The following is a 19,571-nucleotide window of genomic DNA, read 5'->3' on the forward strand; positions in this document are numbered from 1 at the left end:
GGATACCCGACGGCGTGGTCGGCCCGGACAACTACCACTCGAAACGATCCGGATTCCGCGCTGCGAGCGCGGTTCGGACGGCGGCGACGTTCTCGGGAACGTCATGAATTCGGACGATATCGGCACCGCGGTCGGCCGCGATCGCACTCGCCGCGACGGTCGCCTCGAGCCGGTCGCCGGCGTCGCGGCCGACGTGGTCGAACATCGATTTGTGGGAGTGGCCGAACAGGACTGGACAGCCGAGCGCGTGGAACTCGTCGATACGGCCGAGGATTTCGAAGCTCTCGCGGGCAGACTTCCCGAAGCCGATTCCGGGATCGACGACGATCCGGTCACGGTCGACGCCGGCCTTTTCGGCGAGCAGGATGCGTTCGGAGAGCTGGTCGATCACGTCCTCCACGACATCGTCGTACTCGATCTCGCGGTCCGGGACGACGGGCGTGTCGATGCTGTGCATCACGACGAGGCCCGCGTCGTACTCGGCGACGACGAAGCGCATTTCGGGATCCTCGAGTCCCGAGACGTCGTTGATGATGTCGGCACCGGCTTCCAGGGCGGCCTCGGCGACGGCAGCTTTGCGGGTGTCGATCGAGACGTGGACGTCCGAATCGAGATCGGTGATTCGTTCGACGACGGGGACGACGCGGTCGACCTCCTCGTCGATCGGGACGGGGTCGGCACCGGGCCGGGTCGACTCGCCGCCGATGTCGATCACGTCGACGCCGGCCTCGGTCATCGCCTCCGCCTGGTCGACGGCGTCCTCGAGGGCGTCGTACTCGCCGCCGTCGTGGAAGCTGTCGGGCGTAACGTTCAGGATGCCCATGACGGCGGTGTGATCGTGCCACGGGTACTGCACGGTCGCGTCTTCGTTCGACTCGGTGGTAGCCGGGTCGGTCGAATCGACCGAATCGTCAGAACGGCCAGACCCAGTCGACTCCCTCCCGTCGAGCTCGAGCGTCTCGCGAAGCTCTCGAGCGATATCGGAGCGTCCGTCCGACCGAGAGCGAGATTCCGGTCCAGACGAGGATTCCGAGTCGAAACCGGACTCGAGCGTCTCGACGAGACGCTCGAACTGGGCGACGGTGCCCATCAGAACGGCCTCGACCGCCTCGTCGTCCCGCTGCGAGCCCGAGAGCGCACACTCGCCGCCGAGACGCAGCAGTTCCTGTTTGACGGTGGTCGCCTGACCGTACTCGAGACTCGTCTTGACCACGCGGTGGACGGCGTCCCCCTGCAGTCGGCGGACGCCAGGCTCGGGGACGTCCGCTCCCGAAAGCGCCTCGCGTGCGTCCTCGAGGTTTCGAATCCGCTTCGGAACGCCGGCGCTGGTCCACCGCGAGCGGGCCTCGGCGACGGCGAACAGCGAGCCGGTGACGAGCACGCAATCGCCGTCGTCGGCGTCTCCGAGCGCGCTCGAGAGTGCGTCCTGGACGGTCGCGTTCGTGCGAACGTCTTCGACGCCGGCGTCCGCGAAGACCTCGGCCAGAACGTCGCGGCTCTCGGCGCGGTCGAGCGTCGGCTCCGTCGTGATCACCGAGTCGGGCGTCGGCAGCGTCGCGGCCATCTCGCGGTGGTCCTTGTCGTGCATCGCCCCGAAAACGAGCGTTAGTCGGTCGTAATCGTACGTCGAGAGCGTTTCCGCGAGTTGCTCGCAGGCACCGGGGTTATGCGCGCCGTCAACGATCACCAGCGGGTCGGTGTCGAGCACCTCGAACCGGCCCGGCCAGTGGGCGTTTCGCAGCCCGCGCGCCAGATCGGCGTCCGAGACGTCGGTCACCTGCCGGGCCAACGTGGCGGCGATCCCCGCGTTCTCGGCCTGGTGGGTTCCCAGAAGCGGAATCCGGGTCTCGAGGTGCCGGTCGTCGTGGTCGATACACACGGCGGCTTCGGTGTGGTTCGCTCGGCCGCCGTACGCGACCGTAACGTCGGAGTCGGCACCGTCGCTGCCGACCGTAATCACGTCGCCTGCAACGTCGCGGATCGCCTCGAGCGCGTCGCCGGAGACGCCGGTCACCAGCGGCGCGTCGGCAGGTGCGACGTGGGCCTTGTCGCGGGCGATCTCCGCTTCCGTCTCGCCGAGAATGCCGGTGTGCTCTAAGGTGACGCTCGTGACCGCGCTCGCGATCGGATCGACGACGCTCGTGGCGTCGTACTTGCCGCCGATACCGACCTCGAGGATAGCGACGTCGACGTCCTCGCGGCCGAAGTGCCAGATCGCCATTCCGGTCATCGTCTCGAAGAACGTGGGCGATTCGCCGTCGGCGCCGCGGGCCGTCAGATAGTCGCGGGCGGCCTCGACGTAGTCACAGACCGCCGACCGAGAAATCTTGCGCCCGTCGACCTGGATCCGCTCGCGGAGGTCCTCGAGATGTGGCGAGGTGTAGAGGCCGACCGAGAGCCCGGCTTCCCGGAGGCTTCGTTCGACCATCCGCGCCGTGCTTCCCTTCCCGTTGGAGCCGGCGATCTGGACGAACGCCACCCCGTCGTGGGGGGTCTCGAGATGGGCGAGCAGCCGCGCTGTCGATTCCGTCCCCGGTTTCGGGCGGAATCGCCGCAGATCGAATAAGAAATCCGCCGCCTCGTGATACTCCATATCTGAACCACAAAGTCCGCGCGCTTAGGAATGTCGGACTCGCCGCTCCGTATCGGGACGTGCGATCCGCTTTCCGCCCGCTTATCAACGGCCAGTTTCGTTTCCCCGACCCTCGTCACTCCGCCGACGCTTCGGCCGACCGGCCCGTCTCCCCCTCGCCGTGTTCCTGCGTCACCTCGAGGAAGGCTTCCTCCAAGCTACGGGCTTCGCCGGTTTCGGCGCGGGATTTCAGCGCTTCGGGTTCGCCCTGAGCGACCAGTTCGCCGTCGTGGAGGACGCCGATTTCGTCGGCCAACTCGTCGACCACGGGGAGGATGTGCGTCGAGAGGAAGATGGTCATCTCCCGATCCGCGAGGTCGGCGATCGTCTCACGCATCGTGCGAGCGGCGCGGGGGTCCAGTCCGCTCGTGGGTTCGTCGAGGAAGGCGACGGACGGCTCGTGCAACACCGCCTGGATGACGCCGACCTTCTGGCGCATCCCCTTGGAGTAGCCTTCGATCCGCCGGTTGGCGTCCTCGAGCAGGTCGAACCGCTCGAGGAGCGATTCGATGCGCTCCGTGGCGTCGGCATCGGGCAGATCACGCAGCCCGGCGGCGTACTCGAGTTGCTCTCGCCCCGTCAACTCGTCGTAGATCGGCGGCTCTTCCGGCAGGTAGCCGATGTGGGGGGTGACGGCCTCGCGGTCGTCGATCGAGTGGCCGGCGACCCGGGCCGTTCCCGACGTCGGCCTGGTGAGCGTCGTCAGTATCCGCATCGTCGTCGTTTTTCCCGCGCCGTTGGGACCGAGGAAGCCGTAGACCGTTCCGGACTCGACGTCCATCGTCAGTCCGGAAACGGCGGTCGTCTCCCCGTACCGTTTCGTGAGGGCCTCCGTTTCGATCGCGGGTGTCTCGCCAGGGCTCATACACGTCTCGTTTCGCCGGCATCTGTATAAATGTATAACACGTTGACGAGACGAATTCGGCGACACCCGCGTCCGATCCGCGAATCGACGGCGACGCATGACAATATCCAAACTATTTACTGGATGGGGGACCCGCTACCGAGTATGGTCCCGAAGCCGACGCGCAGTCGCCGGGTTACGGGCGGTGATCGGTGATGCCACGCGTCCCCGTCGTCGTCGCCAAAACGGAGTTTCGACGAACGATTCGAGCGGTGTCGAACGAGCGGACGAAGCTGCTCATGATGGCCGCGCTCGCGGTGTTCATGCTCGGTTCGGTCGTGGTCGCCGGCGGCTATCTCCTCCCCGAACTCGGCGCACAGGTAGCAGAGAGCGTTAGCCCGTCGGAAGCCGACCTGGCGACGGACCTCGTCACGGGCGGCGTCGCCGTCGGCTGGCTGTTTCTGGTCTTCATGGTGGGCATACGGACGTTTACGGCGGCCGCTACCGTCGACAAACCGGCGTTCCTGCTCACCTCGACGTCGCTCCGGAACACCGTCATCGGCGTCATCGGTGCCGAAATATTGTTGTTTGCCACCTGGCTCGTACCGCCGGCGATACTGCTCTCGAGCGCCTTCGCCTCCGGTGCCGGGACGATCCTCCCCGTCCCGCTGACGCTGGTCGTCGTCGCACTCGCGCTCATCACCGCCGTTCCCGTCGGGTTCGTGATCGGCGTCTGGGTTCGCCATCTGGTGACCGTCTACGAGCCGATCGCGCGCTATCGGATGGTCATCTTCGTCGGGTTCTGGGTGCTCTACTTCGGTGCGATCGCTACGGGTCGGTTCAACGTCGTCATGGGCGAACTGTTTACCGCCCTGCAGGGGAGTCCGCTCGGCTGGCCCGGCCACCTCCTGCTGGCCGGCGTCCCGAACGTTCCCGCCTCGAGCGCGACCATCGTCGGAGCGATCGTCGGTGGGGCAGTCCTGGGGACCGTCGCGACCGCCATCGGGATCGCCTCCGCTCGAGTCCACTGGTTCGCCGACCCGGCGCGGTTCGACGACGCGGAGGAGTCCACCGAACAGGAGTCGTCGGACCGACTCTCCGGAGTCCTCTCGCGAGGACTCTCGCGGCCGATTCGCACGGTGACGGTCACGGCGATCCGTCGGACCAAGCGGGCCCCGATCCGACTCGTGTACGTCGGCTATCCACTGCTTGGTGCGATCGGCTTCGTGCAGGGGATCGTCCAGAGCGGTACGGTGCCGTCGTACGTGGCCGTGCTCCTTTCGCTGTACGTCGTCTGGGCTGCCGGAGCCCTGTTTACCCTCAACCCGCTGGGTGACCTCGGGCGAGCGCTCCCCGCCGTGGTGACCTCGACGCTTACCGGGCGACAGGCCATCAACGGGCTGGTGATCGCCGGCGCGCTCGTCGCCGTCCCGATCGCCCTCCTCGTTTCGCTCGTACTGGGCGTCATCAGCCCGCTCTCGCTCGAGCAGACGGCCGCGCTGGTCGCGGGCACGGTCGTCGGAGCCGTCGTCACGCCGGCGCTCGCGACCGGTATCGGCTCGGTGTTTCCCCGGTTCGGGAGCGTCAACGTCACGAACAACCGGGAGGCCGTGATGCCGAGCAAGACCGCATTCATCGTCTACTCGCTGGCGATCATGCTCCCGACGGCCGCAGCGGTCGTGCTCTACACCGATTCGCCGGAGCTACTCGCCGAACTGATCGCGACGATTTCGGCGTGGACCCCCGGACCCGAGCTATCGGTTTCGGCCCGTGGGATCACCGTCGCGGCGTGGACCGTGCTCGTCGTCGGACTCGCTGCGCCGCCGGCGTCCTACCAGTACGCCGCAGAGCAATTCGACTGGTACACGCTCGAGTGAGTCGGGACGCGACCACCGTCCGGTCGCGTCGACCGGTCGGACCGATCAGTCGAACGCGTCGATCACGTCGCCGGTCCCTTCTCCGGACGTGTAGTAGTAGCCGTCGTCCTCGGTAAGCGCCCCCCAGTCGTGCCAGCTTCCCTCGTAGTTGCGGACCGTCTCCCAACCGAGCTGTTCCATAACGAACCAGCCGACCGAGCCCCGAACGGCGGTCGAACAGTACGATATCGTCTCCTCGTCGGGATCGAGGGCGGCTTCCTCGAGCCACAGCCGCTCGAGTTCGTCCGGTGATCGCAGCCGGCTCCCCTCGTCGTCCTCAAGAAGGTTCTGGGTGAACGCCACGTTGATCGCGCCGGTGATGTGGCCGTGACGATCGACCGGACCGTCCGCCTCGATCCCCCAGTACTCCTCGGGCGACCGGTTGTCGACGAGCGGAACGTCCGCCCCGTCCTCGTGGACTCGGTCGGCGACGTACTCCCGCGTCGCGAGGACGTCCGTCTCGAGTTCGGGCGCGTACTCGGCTGTGTCGGGCTCCGGTTCCGGCGTGCCGGTCTCGACGTCGCCGCCCGCCGCTTCCCAGACCGGAAAGCCGCCGTCGAGCAACGCGACCGTCCCGTCGTGTCCGATCGCGCGGAGCGTGTAGATCGCGTACGTCTCCCACAGGTTGGATCCGGAGCCGTAGACAACGACGTCGTCTTCGGGGACGATTCCGGCGGCGGCGATCTCAGCGATAACCTCGGGCGAGGCCTCGTACCCGTCGTCGGTCTCCTCGTAGTGGTCCCGCATCAGGTCGGTGTCGGGCAGACGGGAGGCGCCGGCGACGCGGCCGTCGGTGAACTCGTCCGCGTCCCTGACGTCGAGTAACTCGACGGCCTCGAGGTGCTCCTCGAGCCACGCGGTATCGACGACGGCCTCGAACTCCGCCGCCGCTGGCGTGGTGTACAGCTCCGGTTCGGCCGCCCGCAGGGAGCCGAGACAGCCCGCGAGCGAGAGCCCTCCGGCGACCGCTCCCGACCGGAGCACCGATCGGCGAGTGAACCGCGCCCCCGCACTCGAGTCGTGGCTCATCGCCCGATTATTCCTCGCGCTCGTTTATCACGAGCTGTGGTACCCAGTACGGGCCGGGCTGTGGGCCCCAGGTTCGGTTGTCGTAGTGGTAAGCGACGACGAAGAAGAACTCGTCGGGGATCTCGTGGAGCGGCGACTGCGTCACCGGGAACTCCTCGCCGTCGACGGCCGGCGGCAGGGTCAGTTCGTCGGGTTCGTCGACGGTTTCGAGGACGGCGCTCCCGTCTTCATCCGCGGTGAAGACGTTGTTCTCCCCGTCGTTGCCGCCGAGGGGGCGGTGGTACCCCGGCTCGTGGACGACCCAGACCGTGTAGACGCCGTCGGGATAGAGCTCCTCGAACTCGATGTGGACTGCCGACCGGTTGCGGCCGCGTGCTTCCCCTTCGCCGGTCTCGGCCGGTTCGACCCGCGCCGTCGCGCTCCCGCCGCTGAACTCGCCCCACGTCGCGGCGCCGTCCTCGTCCGCGTTCGGCCACACGACCAACCGCCTCGAGTGCAGCAGGTTTGGATCGCCGTGCGGGATCAGATACCGTTCGACGGCGCCCCGATCGTGCTCCGCCGCCATCTCCTCGACGTTCGCGAACGGCGGAAACTCCGGCTCCGCGTCGAACAGTTCCGTCTCGGGGTCGGGATCCTCGGGGAGGCTCTGTCCGGCCGCGTCGACGAGCGGGTCGGGGTTCGGACCGCTGTCGACCATGGTGAAGGCGTCGCCGGTGTCGTGGTCGTGGTCATCGTCATCGTGTTCACTCGCGCCTGCGATTCCGGCCGCACCGAGACCAAGTGCGCCGCCGCCGAGTGTCCCCAGGGTGCTACGCCGCGTCGTCCGTGGTGTATCGAAGTTGTCCGTCATGAACTACCACACCACCATGTATGGAAGACGGGATGATCGGACTTTGTCGGTCGTGCATTACGAATAAACAGCCACGCACCTGGAATTACTCGAACTGATACGAAAATCGCAGTCGGAGACGCGGTACCGTCGCAGCCGTCGACTCGAGCGACCGGGTGTTACTCGTTGCCGCCCCACGTCGCGACGCGCTTCGGACGGTCGCTGATCGAGTCGACCTCGAGGTCGCCGTCGAACGCGTCGAGCGCCTCGACGTAGGCCTCGGCGCTGGCTTCCGTCGAGAGGTACGGAATCTCCTCTTCGACGGCCATCTCGAGGGAGTCGCGGTCGCGGCTGACGACGAAGTCGACCTTGCTCTCGCGAATGGCCTGCGGGACGTCCTCGAACTCGACGACGTCGAAGTGGTTCTCGAAGCCGTCGACGTCGAGGTCGACGACCGCAGTGCCCTCGCTGACCGCGTTGGAGGCCGCTTGCTGGGCCTTCCAGTAGGCCGTGCCGAAGTCGCTCGCCGTGCCCATCACTTCGCCGGTGGACTTCATCTCCGGCCCGAGACGCGGGTCCGAGCCCGGCAGGCGGTCGAACGGCAGGACGACCTCCTTGATCGAGGTGTGGTCGGGGATCTGCTCGTCGGCCTCGAGACTGCTCAGGGTTTCGCCGGCCATGACCTGCGCGGCGAGTTTCGCGATCGGAACGCCGGTCGCCTTCGAGACGAACGGGACGGTACGCGAGGAACGCGGGTTGGCCTCCAGGACGTACACTTCGCTCGCGGTTTCACCGCTCGTGGTATCCGAGTCGCGTTGCGCCTCGCTCTCCCCGTCACGAACCGCGAGCTGGACGTTCATCAGCCCCTTCGTCTTCAGGGCCTCGGCGATGTCCTCGGTGACCTCGCGGACGCGCTCTAATGTCTCCTCGTCGAGCGAGCGCGGCGGGATCATACAGGCGGAGTCGCCCGAGTGGACGCCCGCCGTTTCGACGTGTTCCATGATGCCGCCGATCAGCACCGAGCGGCCGTCGGAGACGGCGTCGACGTCGAGTTCGATCGCGTCCTCAAGGAAGTCGTCCACGAGGATCGGCTTGTCCGGAGAGACGCGGACGGCTTCCTCGATGTACGTCTCGAGTTCCTGGTCGTCGTAGACGACGTCCATCGCGCGGCCGCCGAGCACGTACGAGGGGCGCACGAGCACGGGGTAACCGATCTCGTGGGCGAGGTCGAGGGCCTCCTCCTTGGAGAAGGCCGTGCCGCCGTCGGGCTGGGCGATGCCCAGTTCGTCCATCAGCGCGTTGAAGTGGTCGCGGTCCTCCGCGAGGTCCATCGCTTCGACGGAGGTGCCCATGACCTCGCAGGCGAGGCCGCGGCGCTCGATCTCGTCCTGTAAGGGTTCGGCGATGTTGACCGACGTCTGACCGCCGAACTGGACCATCACGCCGTCGGCGTCGATGGCTTCGGCGACGTCGGCGACCTCTTCGGCCGTGATCGGCTCGAAGAAGAGGCCGTCGGAGGTGTCGTAGTCGGTCGAGACGGTTTCGGGGTTGTTGTTGACGACGTGGGCGTCGATGCCGAGTTCGCGGAGCGCGCGGACCGCGTGAACCGAACAGTAGTCGAACTCGACGCCCTGCCCGATACGGATCGGGCCGCCGCCGACCACGATGACGCTCTCGATGTCGCGGTCGACCTCGAGTTCGCTCGCGGCGGCGTCGCCCACGAGCGGCCCCGACTCGAACTCCGACTTGCGCGCGGAGTAGTAGTACGGCGTCTCGGCCTCGAACTCGCCGGCGCAGGTATCGACCTGTTTGTAGGTCCGTCCGGGAACGTCCTGTTCGACGGTATCGACGTCCGTGCCAGCCGCGGCAGCGATCGTCGCGTTGGTGTGGCCAGCGATTGCGGCCTCGGTGAAGTCGCCTTCCTGTGCGGCGAGCGTCGACTCTGCGATGCGCTTGTAGCGTTCGACGTACCACTCGAAGATGCCCGTTAGCTCCTGGACTTGTGCGGCGGTGTAGCCGCGCTCGAACGCCTCGAACATCGCGTACGGACGGTCGGGAGAGGGACGCTCGAGGTACCGTTCCTCGAGTTCGTCGTCGCTCACGTCGGCCCAGTCGACGTCGGGTTCGTACTCGCTCGAGCGAAGCGCCTTCAGCAGGGACTCCTCGAAGGTGCGGCCGATGGCCATCGCCTCGCCGGTCGACTTCATCGCGGTCGTCAGCTCGAAGTCGACGTCGTCGAACTTGTCTTTGGGCCACCGGGGAACCTTCGTCACCACGTAGTCGATCGCGGGCTCGAAGGCGGCGGTGGTCTCGCCTGTGATTTCGTTGTCGATCTCGTGGAGGCGTTTGCCGAGTGCGACCTTTGCGGTCACGCGGGCGATCGGGTAGCCCGTCGCCTTCGAGGCGAGCGCGGAGGAACGGGAGACGCGGGGGTTGACCTCGACGACCCGATACTCGCCGCCGGGAGTGCCGTCGTCGCGCCAGGCGAACTGGATGTTACAGCCGCCCTGAATGCCGAGTTCCCGAATCACGTCGAGCGCTGCGGTGCGCATCTCCTGGTGCCCTTCGTCGGGGACCAGCTGGGAGGGCGTGACGACCGTCGACTCGCCGGTGTGGATGCCCATTGGGTCGATGTTCTCCATGTTGCAGATGATGATACAGGAGTCGTCGGCGTCGCGCATGACCTCGTACTCGTACTCGACCCAGCCCGCGATGGACTCGGTGATGAGTACCTCGCTGTTACGGGAGAGGCGAAGCCCCTTGCGCACGCGGGCGAGGAGTTCGTCGAACTCGTGGACGACGCCCGATCCCGAACCGCCGAGCGTGTAGGTCGTCCGGGCGATGACCGGGAGGCCGCCGACCGCCTCGACGGCGGCCTCGACGCGTTCTTTCAGGTCGGCCTCGGTCAGTTCCGTGACCGACTCGCCCTCCTCGAGCGAGATGGTGGTCGACGCCGGTACCGGCTGGCCGATCTTCTCCATGCGCTGGCGGAAGAGGTCGCGGTCTTCGGTCGCGTAGATGGTGTCGAGGGGGGTGCCCATGATCTCGACGTCGTACTCCTCTAGGACGCCCTCCTCGGCCAGTTCGGCGGTGACGTTCAGTCCGGTCTGACCGCCGAGACCGGCGATAACGCCGTCCGGTTGCTCTTCGCGAATGATCTCGGCGATGGCGTCGGTCGTGATCGGCTCGATGTAGACCTCGTCGGCCATCTCCGGATCGGTCATGATCGTCGCCGGGTTCGAGTTGACGAGCACGACACGAGCACCCTCTTCCTGCAGTGCCCGACAGGCCTGTGCGCCCGAGTAGTCGAACTCGGCGGCCTGTCCGATCTGGATCGGGCCGCTCCCGATCAACAGGATCGTGCGTCCGTCCCCTGTGTCGCCCTCGCCCTGATGGTCCGTGCTCATTTGCTTGTTCGTCCGGAGTTCGCACATCGTAATAAGCCCCACGATACAGTACGAATCTCGAAATGGGTTTTCGAAATTCGAATTGTCGTCCCTGCCGATCGGCCGTCAGGACCGAGCGATCCGCCGCGGAAGTCGAACGACGCACGGCCGACGGTCTCCGGGACTTTCTCTTCCGCGGCTTCGCGATCGAAATTGACGACGAGATACTCGAGTACGGCATTTACACGGATATTACGCGGCAGAAACGCCGCGAACGTGATCTCGAGGCCGTCGACGAGAGCGAGGCGGGCGGGCTTCGGTTGGCGATCTCAGTCGGACCGTCGTGAGACGCGTCGCTTTCGCGTTCGAGCGGTAATCGGACGAGAACGGCGCAAGAGCATCGGTCGGGGGAGCAGAGCACGTCAGTCGGGGAACCAGAGTACGTCAGACGGGGGAGCAAAATGAGGGCGTCGGTCGGGTGAACGTGACGAGAAGCGGCGATCCGTAGTGTTCGAAACCGGCGCTAGCGTGGGAGTCCCACTGACGACCGATCAAAGCGCGTGATCGTGTTCGCTCTCGAAGTCGCGCTGGCGGCGGTACTGATCGACGAATTCGCCGACGTCGAACTCGAGCATCTGTGATTCGAAGTCGGTGACGGCGTCGTCGTCTTCGGCGTGACTGATCGCGTGCTCCATGAGCTCGACGACGAGTTCGACGATGATCTCGTGGAGTCGGCGGGAGTCGAAGTCGGTTACCCACAACATCGCGTAGCCGACGGCACCGTCGTCGCTGCCGTCGTAGGTCACGACCGCTTCGGAGAACTCTTCCAGAACGATGCCCAGCAGGTGTGGCGTGCCGAATTCGTCGAACTCGTCGTCGGTGTCGATCGTCTCCTGGAGGACGGTCACGAGCGATTCCGGGAAAAATCGAGAGGGGGGATGGACGTCGGTGACGACGGCGTGGCTGTTACCACAGCTGCAACTATACTCGCGCATGCCGAGATCGACCTCGTGGGGATCGAGCGTGTTCCCACAGGGGAGTTCGAGAATCCGATCACCGCTATCGGATCCCGGGACGCGTGGCTCTGCCATTGCTGACGGTTGGGCCGGGCCGGCCATAAGGGCGACGACTCGGGTGAGAATCCGGACAGCAACTCGCATCCACATACGGTCTGCTGTAACGGTTTCCCGGCGTGACCCCCGCCGTCTCGCGGTTGTACCGGCAGTACCGGACAGCAGTCCGTATTAGAGGTCGGACGCGTCGAATCGGTAGTAGCCGACGGCGAGCGGGACGACGAGCCACAGGGCCAGAATCGCGATACCGACCTCGGGGCTCGCGAAGAACGGCTCGGCTCCCGCGGCGTCGGCCTCGGCGCCGACACCCGTCTGTGCCGGCTCGGCACCGACCGTGTCCGCGAGGTCGGGCAACAGCGCGACGATCGTCGAGAAGTACGCCGAGGAGGGAGCGAGTTGCATCACGGGGAAGATCCAGTCGGGTATCGTCGTCGGGAACGAGAATCCCTCGACGACGTAGAGGATCCCCATCGGAACCACGTCCCAGAGAAGTTCGAAGACGACGAAGAAACCCAGCGAGAGCGTCGTCGCCCGCGAAGTCGAGCCCGTCGTCGCGGAGATGCTGACGATGATAGCGGCGTAGATCGCGGCGAACGCCAGCGTGACCGCGACGAACGTCAGCGCGGCGACGGCGTCGAACGTGCCGAGCAGCAGCGAGCCGAAACCGAGTCCGACGACGAGGCCGACGCCGAGCCCGAACGTAAGCACGGCCGCCCGTCCCGCGACTTTCCCGGCCAGGACCTGGCTCCGGCTGGTCGGCAGGGAAAGCAGCAGTTTGATGCTCCCCAGTTCGCGCTCGCCCGCGAGTGACTTGTAGCAGACGACGATCGCTGCCAGCGGGACGAACAGGCCGGTGAGCCCGACGGTGAAAAAGAGCAACCCGCCGAAGGTCGCCCCTGCCGGTGAGCCGAACATCTCGGGGACCTCGACGTAGGCGTACGTCGACAGCAGCGAAACCAGGACGAAGACGCCGACGAGGGCCCACAGCGCCCGCGACTGGACCGCGTCCCGGAAGTCCTTCTTCGCGACGGTAAACCAGGTCACGCCTCGACCTCCGAAACCTCGTTCGTGTAGCGGACGAACAGGTCCTCCAGAGAGGACTCGACCACCGAGAAGTCCTGCACGCCGGCGATCTCGTCGATGGCGTGCAGGACGGCGAACTTCGAGACGCCGTCGACTGTCACGCGGAGACGATCGTCGTCGATCGCCGCGCTCCCGACACCCTCGAGTCCGCCCACGCGCTCGAGGATGCCGTCGTCGAGTTCCGTGACGTAGACGTACAGTGTCTCGCCGGTCTCTGTCGAATCGCGAAGCCCGTCGATCGTGTCGACGGCGACCAGTCGACCGCGGTCGATGATCGCGACGCGATCGCAAACCGCTTCGACCTGCTCCATGATGTGACTCGAGAAGAAAACGGTCGTCCCGCGGTCGTTCTCCTCCCGAATGATTTCGCGCATCTCGCGGGCGCCGTTCGGATCGAGGCCGGTCGAGGGCTCGTCCAGGACGAGCAGGTCGGGATCGCCGACCAGTGCCATCGCGAGGACCAGTCGCTGTCGCATCCCCTTCGAGTAGCCGCCGGCCTTTCGGTCTGCCGCGTCGGCGATACGGACGCGCTCGAGCAGCGCCTGCGCGCCATCGTCTGCGCCTTTCATCTCGATGGCGAACTCGACGTGCTGGCGACCGGTGAGCCGATCGTAAACGTGGTAGGCGTCGGGGAGGACCCCGATACGGCTCCGGACGGCCAACCCCTCCGACTGGGCGTCGTGGCCCAGCACGGTCACGGTTCCGCTGGTCGGCCGCAAGAAGTCCAGCAGGATGTCGATCGTCGTCGACTTGCCCGCGCCGTTGGGACCCAGAAAGCCGAAGATCTCGCCCTCTTCGACGCTCAGATCGAGGTCGTCGACCGCGACGACGTCACCGAACCGTTTCGTCAACCCCTCGAGTTCAATCGCGGCCATACGTTCCCCTCCGAAACGCCGTTCTCTCACGTACGGATACACCGAATTTCATACGCATGCAACTGCGCCGGCTACGATAAGTATTGTCGTTCGAGATACATATTGACAGCCGAACTACTCAAAGATGTTTGAGCGAGGTGTCAAACGACCGGTCCGATCGGGACGATCAATTCTCCTCGGCGGGTTCGGGGGTAACCGTGAAGGTATCGTCCATTTCGAGTCGAAGCGTTTCGTCGCCGAACGTGACCGTAACGGTCGCCTCGAGCGGATCGGTGCTGGCGACGTCGGTCCTGATCGTTTCCGTCGCGATGTACTCGAAAAACTCCCAGATCGGGACGTCCGGCAGCGAAATTCCGTGCTCCCAGAAGAAGGCAGCGGTGACGGGATGAAACGCCGCCGTCACTTCGATCGGCATGTGGACCGCGAGCCAACACTCCTGGCACGTGTGACTGAGTGCGTAGAACGTTCGGTCCTCGTCCTCGTCCGTTTCCGGGTCGTGAGTATCGACGACGGTGTCGACCGGGCCGTAGCATTCCGGACAGACGCCGCCCCGAACCAGCGTGTACGAACTCCAGATTCGGGCCCCGACGCTGTCGACGATCGCCGTCGGGGACCGATTTCGCGTCTGGCTTCGGGGAAGCATATCGGTCAGGAGGGTGGTCTCGCACGACCGACACCGGACGACGAATCGTTCCGTGTCCATCGTCGCGACGAGCGAGGTGTCCTCGCAGAAGACGCAGGTTCCGGCGACCGCGACGTCGTCGAAGGACTGCGTGGTTTCGTAGACGCCGGAGAGAATCGTTCGAACGAGTTTGTCACCGCCGTAGGTGAGCCGGTAGCCATCCGGCGTTTCGGCGACGAACCAGCCGACGAGTCGATCGAGATGGTACGAGAACTGGGACGTGCTTTCGATACCGACCGCGTCGTACAGCTCGGTAAACGACATCGTCAGCCACTGTTCTTGAGTCTCTCGTTCGGCTTCGGTGAGCGCGAGCAGGATCTCGAGGCGCTTGCGGTTTCCGAGCGAGCCGAGCGCATCGACGACGGTCTGGTCGATGTGGGCCTTCTCGGTACCGCTCTCGTCTGTCGGTGTCATCGGTCAGTTTGACCTCGATTTCGGGATCGTATCCTACGGAGACATTCCTGCAGAGGAAATAGGCTCGTCGCCGCGCTCGACCGGTAGTGTGTCGTCATCGCCGTCGGTGGCGTCGGATTCGACCGGCGGTCAGATGCCGGGACCGGATTCTGATCTCAGGGCCAGTCGTCTCGAACCGGCTCGGGGTCGTCGTCCTCGGTGTCAACGTTCGAGGCCATGATCCAGTCGGCCGCGTCGGCGGCGTCCTCGACCGCGAGGTACTCCCAGCCGACGTCGTCGGCCAGCGCTTCGTCGTCGTCGTTCGAACCGATGAAGACGTATCGGTCGGTGTCGAACTGGCTCTTGACACCCTCGAGACTCTCGGCTTTCCCGCGTGGGCCGGAGAAGAAGTCCTGTCGGATGCGGTTCTTTCGCGTGAAGTTCGTCACGACGTAGGTCGGTTTCTCCGAGACGACGCCGATGTACTCGGACCAGCCTCTGGCGTCTTCGAAGACAGTCTCGGGCGAGGCGAGCTCTTTCAGTGCCTCGAGTTCGAACGCGAGGGTCATGTCGCTACCGCCGTTCATACCGTATCGAAGATGCGCACTGGGGAAAACGGCTTCGATACTTCCGACCAGCTAAGAGCGAGAACCGACGCGTCGATGCGATCCGCTTACGCCCGATTGACTCGGTAGTAGTCCGTGAAAACGATGATTTCTCCCTCCTCGAGACCGAACTCGGTAGCCGGAATCGGTCGGTCGTTTTCGACGGCCTCGTAAACCGTCTCCAGCGTGTCCGAATCGAGTTGATCGACGTGACGAACGGTTTCGTCCGCCGTGACCGACTCGACGCGCTCGAGATGCCGGGATCGACGGTGGTATTCACTGGCAGCCATGTTTATTGGTACCAAATGTCGTGGGCGTGCTTAACCGTTCCGGAGATGAAACGCGACGCCAAACGACCCGTTATACGACGGGCAATTACTTCGCGAATTTAAGAAGAAACAACCACGGCAGCAAATCGGATCCAATGCGACGGAGACGGAGACGGAGACGAGTTCAGCGACCGAGACGGGTACCGAAGACGACTACTCCTGTCCCTGCGTCGGAGCGAGTTCGTCGAGATCGACCTGCTGCTCGAGCAGGACGTCGGCCTGATCGGAGACGACGCGCTGTTCGCGCATCAGCTGTTTGAACTTGCTCTGTGGCGAGAGGTCCCCGATGAGGACGCCGCCAACGATCTTCCCGTCCTTGAACGCGATGCGTCGCCACTCAGTGTCGCTGTAGCGGCGTTCGGCGTGCTCGTCGCCGAGCGTCGGGTGGCCAAAGGAGAGGAACGGGAAGTCGAAGTGGGTAATCGAGTACGAGGAGACCCACTGGAACTCCTCTTCCGTGTCGTCTGCGGCCATGTTCACCGCGGCGACTCGACCCTGCTCCTTGGCCGATCCCCACGAGCCGTTCTGGGCCTGTTCGCCGAGCAGGACGTCGTAGAAGCGCGTGATGTCGCCCGCGGCGTAGATGTCGTCGACGTTCGTCTGCATGTACTCGTCGACGACGATGCCGTTGTTCTCCTCGAGGCCGGCTCCGCGAAGGAATTCGGTGTTAAACGTGAGCCCGATTGCGACGCCGGCAAAGTCACACTCGTAGCGCTCGCCGTTCGGATCGACCGCGGCGTTGATGTGGCCGTCGTCGTCGGTTTCGAATCGATCGACGCCGCTGTCGAAGACGGGGTCGACGCCGACCTCGCGCATCCCGTCGTGCATGATTTCCGCACCGTCCGCGGAGAGCGCGTAGCGCCACCAGCGGTCGCCGCGCATCAGGAAGTCAGCCTCGATTCCCTGTGCGCCACAGACGGCCGCGAAGTCGATGCCGAGCAGGCCGGCACCGACGATAACGCCTTTGTCGGCTCGTTCCGCGTGTTCGCGGATCCCACGGGCGTCTTCGAACGTCCAGAAGTGGTGGACGCCGTCGGCGTCGCTGTTATCGACCGGCAGCTGGGTCGGGGTCCCGCCGGTCGCGACCAACAGCTTGTCGTACTCGATGTCCGCACCCTCGTGGGTGTGGACGAGTTTCGCGTCCGGATCGACACCGGTTACGTGCGTGTTGAGCGAGAGTTCGATGTCGCGGTCCTCGTACCATTCTTCCTCGTGGATCGAGATGGGGGCTTCAGGGAGTTTGCCTTTCGCGTGTTCCTTGATGAGAATTCGATTATACAGTGGCTCCCCCTCATCGGTGATGACGGTAATCTTCGCGTCCGGGTCTTCTTCCCGGAGGGTCTCGGCAGCCGAACTGCCCGAGATCCCGTCACCGATGATCACGTAATGGGTCATATCCTGATCGTTCGTAATGCGGGTTAAAGTGGGTTGCTATCTCGTTTATTTCACCTTGCGGGATGATCCGTGCCAACAGTTGTAGACTCTCTCCCGGGTTCAGTTCTCGACCGGTAACTCGTTCGGAGCGGTTCCGTTCCACCACTCGAGAGCGCAACGGTTGCCGGTATCGCCGACAAGCCACTCCCGCGACTGCGGCGATCGACAGCAGTCGCCACCGGTCTCCGAATCGTTCTTTAGGCCACTCTCCATAGACGTTCCTATGAAACTCCGTCAAAACGCCCGTCACTTCGCCTCTCGAAAAGCCCTCGAGACGCCGGTCGTCCGCTCGGTCGCCACCTCCGGGCTGGTCCGACTCCACACCAAGGTCTTCCTCGGAAAAGCCGATCCGGCTCACGCAGACGAGCGAAAAGCCCACCTCGATGCGCTCTTCGACGCGACGATCGACGCCTATCTGCGAGCGCTTCAGGACGGATACTCCGAGGCCGAAGCCCGTGAAATCACCCATGTGCAGGCCAATTTCGACTTCTACAACCACGGCTGGACCGAGATGATGGAGTTCCCGACCGACGAAGTCGAGGCCCACTACGATCGCTACCGCGAGTTCTTCGAGACGTGGGACATCACGATCGATGCGCCACTCGGACAGTTCGCACCCCCGGAAGGGCTCCCCGAAGCGCCGTCGACACCGGAGCGACTCGAGGATCCCGAGCACCCCCACGCCGAGGGTGGGTTCGCCGACGACGTCTACGTCGAAACCGACGACGGAGAGCTGGTCGTCGGGGGGCAAGACGAACCCGCCGACGCCGATGTCTCGAAGGCGGTCGGCGTCAGCGACGACGATCTCGAGGACCGCTGATACGGTTTCCTGTAGTCAATTACCGCCGATCACCAGGGACGGGGTCGGTGATCGGCGGTAACTAGTTACAGCAATCCGTATGAGGTCGGCACGCCACCGCTGCTCTGGGAGCCACAATACTCGAATTCGTACCGCCAGTTTTCTCGACCGTCTGCCGTTCAGTCAAACGGTTTTCAGCGGCGATCGACGAAGATATGCCGTCCCTCGGGCCGGAGGACGCCCGGTAACCGAGACCGGTATATGATCCGATTACTCTGGAATTTCGAACAGTAACGATTCAATAACAAAATCTATCCTTGATCTGTTTTTCCGTCAATGAAACGACGAACGTACCTCACACTGGCGGCAGCGTCGTCGCTGAGCCTGGCCGGCTGTACCGACGCCCAGCAGACCAGTTCGGGGAAGCAAAACGGAGACGACGACTCTTCGACGTCGTCGAACGGCGAGACGCCGACGGAGACACCGTCGGACCTCCCGGATATCGCCGGCACTGACGACGACTTCGAGGACCTCGACGCGTGGGAGGTTGCCGGTGGATCGCTTTCGGCGGATTCCACCCGTTCCGTCGTCGGGAGCCAAAGCGCCCGACTGGAGGTCGGGAAAAGCGACCAGAACGCGAGACTGACGAAGCGGTTCTCGGAGCCGCGCGACCTGACCGACGTCGTACCCGGCGTCGCGCTAGCGGCGGACGACACCACCGTCCCCTGGCTTCGGCTGGTCGACGTCGACGGCGACTCGGTCGAATACCGTCGGGGGATCGCTCCGGATATGCCGCTCATGCGGTACAACTTCGGCGTCGATACGGTCGCCAAAGGGTTCGACGCCGCGGCCGTCAGCGAAGTACACCTGCAGCTCTGGACCGCCGAGGGCGACCGACGGACGGTCTGGTTCGACGACTTCCACTTCACCCCGCGGCCGGACACGGGGAAGGTCATGCTCCAGTTCGACGACAACCACGTGACCGACTACACGAAGGCCCTCCCGATCCTCGAGGAGTACGGCTATCCCGCGGTCACGTTCGTCAACCCGGGACGAGTCGAGGCCGAGATGGACGGCGTTACCGATCCCGGCGGGTATCCGCGCGTCACGCTCGATCAACTCCACGAACTCCGGGACGCCGGCTGGACGGTCAGCAATCACTGCTACAATCATCCGCACCTGTCCCAACTCGATGCGAACGCCCAGGAAGCGGAGATCGTACGGGGGAAAGAGTGGCTCGAGTCGAACGGGTTCGAGGACGGTGCGCGGTACTTCGCCTACCCCCACGGCGATTACGACGAGACGACACTCGAACTCGTCGAGAAGCACCACGATATCGGCTTCGGCGGCGGCCTCCCGGTTCAGGGGTATACCACGAACACGCGACTCACCTCCCGTATCGGCGAACCATCCGCCGAACGCGTCGAGACGGAACTCGAGCGAACGGCCGAGATGCGCGGGATCACCAAGATATTCTACCACCGTCTCGAGGGCGCCGATCTCGAGGCCTTCGAAACCCTGGTCGAGACGCTCCACGAGTACGAATCGCGCGGTGAGATCGACGTGATCCTGCCACGGGACCTCGAGCGGGAGTTCCTGTTTTGACAGCCGAATCTGTTTTTCTTCGAACGCGTTTCCGGCGTGATCCATTGTCGTTTCCAA

At 64.8% G+C, this 19,571-nt stretch carries 16 protein-coding genes; 4 read left to right on the forward strand and 12 right to left on the reverse strand.

Features of this window, described 5'->3' with window-relative positions; translation table 11 throughout:
* Positions 1–31 precede the first annotated feature (31 nt).
* Both folP and GS429_RS21015 read right to left on the reverse strand, forming a co-directional pair.
* Complete coding sequence (gene folP, locus GS429_RS21010) at positions 32–2,593, reverse strand: dihydropteroate synthase (protein ID WP_160067870.1); 2,562 nt, start codon at positions 2,591–2,593, stop codon at positions 32–34.
* A gap of 115 nt (positions 2,594–2,708) precedes the next feature.
* A complete protein-coding gene (locus tag GS429_RS21015) occupies positions 2,709–3,497 on the reverse strand; it encodes an ABC transporter ATP-binding protein (RefSeq protein ID WP_160067872.1) in 789 nt (262 codons plus the stop codon).
* Positions 3,498–3,691: 194 nt separating this feature from the next.
* On the opposite strand from GS429_RS21015, the gene GS429_RS21020 reads away from it, so the two are divergent.
* A complete protein-coding gene (locus GS429_RS21020) occupies positions 3,692–5,353 on the forward strand; it encodes a hypothetical protein (RefSeq protein ID WP_160067874.1) in 1,662 nt (553 codons plus the stop codon).
* A 45-nt stretch (positions 5,354–5,398) separates the two neighbouring features.
* On the opposite strand, the gene GS429_RS21025 is transcribed toward GS429_RS21020, so the two are convergent.
* The 3 genes from GS429_RS21025 to carB form a co-directional block, all read right to left on the reverse strand.
* Complete coding sequence (locus GS429_RS21025) at positions 5,399–6,421, reverse strand: sulfurtransferase (RefSeq protein WP_160067876.1); 1,023 nt, start codon at positions 6,419–6,421, stop codon at positions 5,399–5,401.
* Between the two features lie 7 nt (positions 6,422–6,428).
* Positions 6,429–7,271, reverse strand: a complete 843-nt coding sequence (locus tag GS429_RS21030) for a hypothetical protein (RefSeq protein WP_160067877.1) — start codon at positions 7,269–7,271, stop codon at positions 6,429–6,431.
* 158 nt (positions 7,272–7,429) lie between these two features.
* Complete coding sequence (gene carB / locus GS429_RS21035) at positions 7,430–10,657, reverse strand: carbamoyl-phosphate synthase large subunit (protein ID WP_160067879.1); 3,228 nt, start codon at positions 10,655–10,657, stop codon at positions 7,430–7,432.
* Between the two features lie 62 nt (positions 10,658–10,719).
* Between carB and GS429_RS21040 the strand changes: the two genes are divergently transcribed.
* The gene (locus tag GS429_RS21040) at positions 10,720–10,983 is read left to right on the forward strand and encodes a hypothetical protein (RefSeq protein WP_160067881.1); all 264 of its coding nucleotides are present in this window, start codon (positions 10,720–10,722) and stop codon (positions 10,981–10,983) included.
* A gap of 204 nt (positions 10,984–11,187) precedes the next feature.
* On the opposite strand, the gene GS429_RS21045 is transcribed toward GS429_RS21040, so the two are convergent.
* The 7 genes from GS429_RS21045 to GS429_RS21075 all read right to left on the reverse strand — a co-directional run bounded on the left by GS429_RS21045 (position 11,188) and on the right by GS429_RS21075 (position 17,071).
* Positions 11,188–11,727, reverse strand: coding sequence for a DUF5815 family protein (locus tag GS429_RS21045; protein ID WP_160067883.1), 540 nt, complete (start codon positions 11,725–11,727; stop codon positions 11,188–11,190).
* Between the two features lie 153 nt (positions 11,728–11,880).
* The gene (locus GS429_RS21050; protein ID WP_328821525.1) at positions 11,881–12,753 is read right to left on the reverse strand and encodes an ABC transporter permease subunit; all 873 of its coding nucleotides are present in this window, start codon (positions 12,751–12,753) and stop codon (positions 11,881–11,883) included.
* On the reverse strand, positions 12,750–13,667 hold the full coding sequence (locus GS429_RS21055) for an ABC transporter ATP-binding protein (protein WP_160067885.1): 918 nt from the start codon (positions 13,665–13,667) through the stop codon (positions 12,750–12,752). Before GS429_RS21055 ends, GS429_RS21050 begins: the two co-directional genes overlap by 4 nt.
* A gap of 166 nt (positions 13,668–13,833) precedes the next feature.
* Positions 13,834–14,763: an ArsR/SmtB family transcription factor gene (locus GS429_RS21060; protein ID WP_160067887.1), complete on the reverse strand. Its 930-nt coding sequence runs from the start codon at positions 14,761–14,763 to the stop codon at positions 13,834–13,836.
* Between the two features lie 155 nt (positions 14,764–14,918).
* The gene (locus GS429_RS21065; protein WP_160067889.1) at positions 14,919–15,329 is read right to left on the reverse strand and encodes a DUF7124 domain-containing protein; all 411 of its coding nucleotides are present in this window, start codon (positions 15,327–15,329) and stop codon (positions 14,919–14,921) included.
* 86 nt (positions 15,330–15,415) lie between these two features.
* The gene (locus tag GS429_RS21070; RefSeq protein WP_425438228.1) at positions 15,416–15,643 is read right to left on the reverse strand and encodes a DUF7979 domain-containing protein; all 228 of its coding nucleotides are present in this window, start codon (positions 15,641–15,643) and stop codon (positions 15,416–15,418) included.
* Between the two features lie 186 nt (positions 15,644–15,829).
* Entirely contained in the window at positions 15,830–17,071 is a 1,242-nt protein-coding gene (locus GS429_RS21075; protein ID WP_160067893.1) for an NAD(P)/FAD-dependent oxidoreductase, read from the reverse strand.
* Between the two features lie 262 nt (positions 17,072–17,333).
* Between GS429_RS21075 and GS429_RS21080 the strand changes: the two genes are divergently transcribed.
* Together GS429_RS21080 and GS429_RS21085 are read left to right on the forward strand one after the other, a co-directional pair.
* Positions 17,334–17,930, forward strand: a complete 597-nt coding sequence (locus GS429_RS21080) for a DUF6149 family protein (protein WP_160067895.1) — start codon at positions 17,334–17,336, stop codon at positions 17,928–17,930.
* A 315-nt stretch (positions 17,931–18,245) separates the two neighbouring features.
* Entirely contained in the window at positions 18,246–19,514 is a 1,269-nt protein-coding gene (locus GS429_RS21085) for a polysaccharide deacetylase family protein (RefSeq protein WP_160067897.1), read from the forward strand.
* Positions 19,515–19,571 lie beyond the last annotated feature (57 nt).

The organism is Natronorubrum halalkaliphilum (genome assembly GCF_009834785.1).
Taxonomy (GTDB): Archaea; Halobacteriota; Halobacteria; order Halobacteriales; family Natrialbaceae; genus Natronorubrum; species Natronorubrum halalkaliphilum.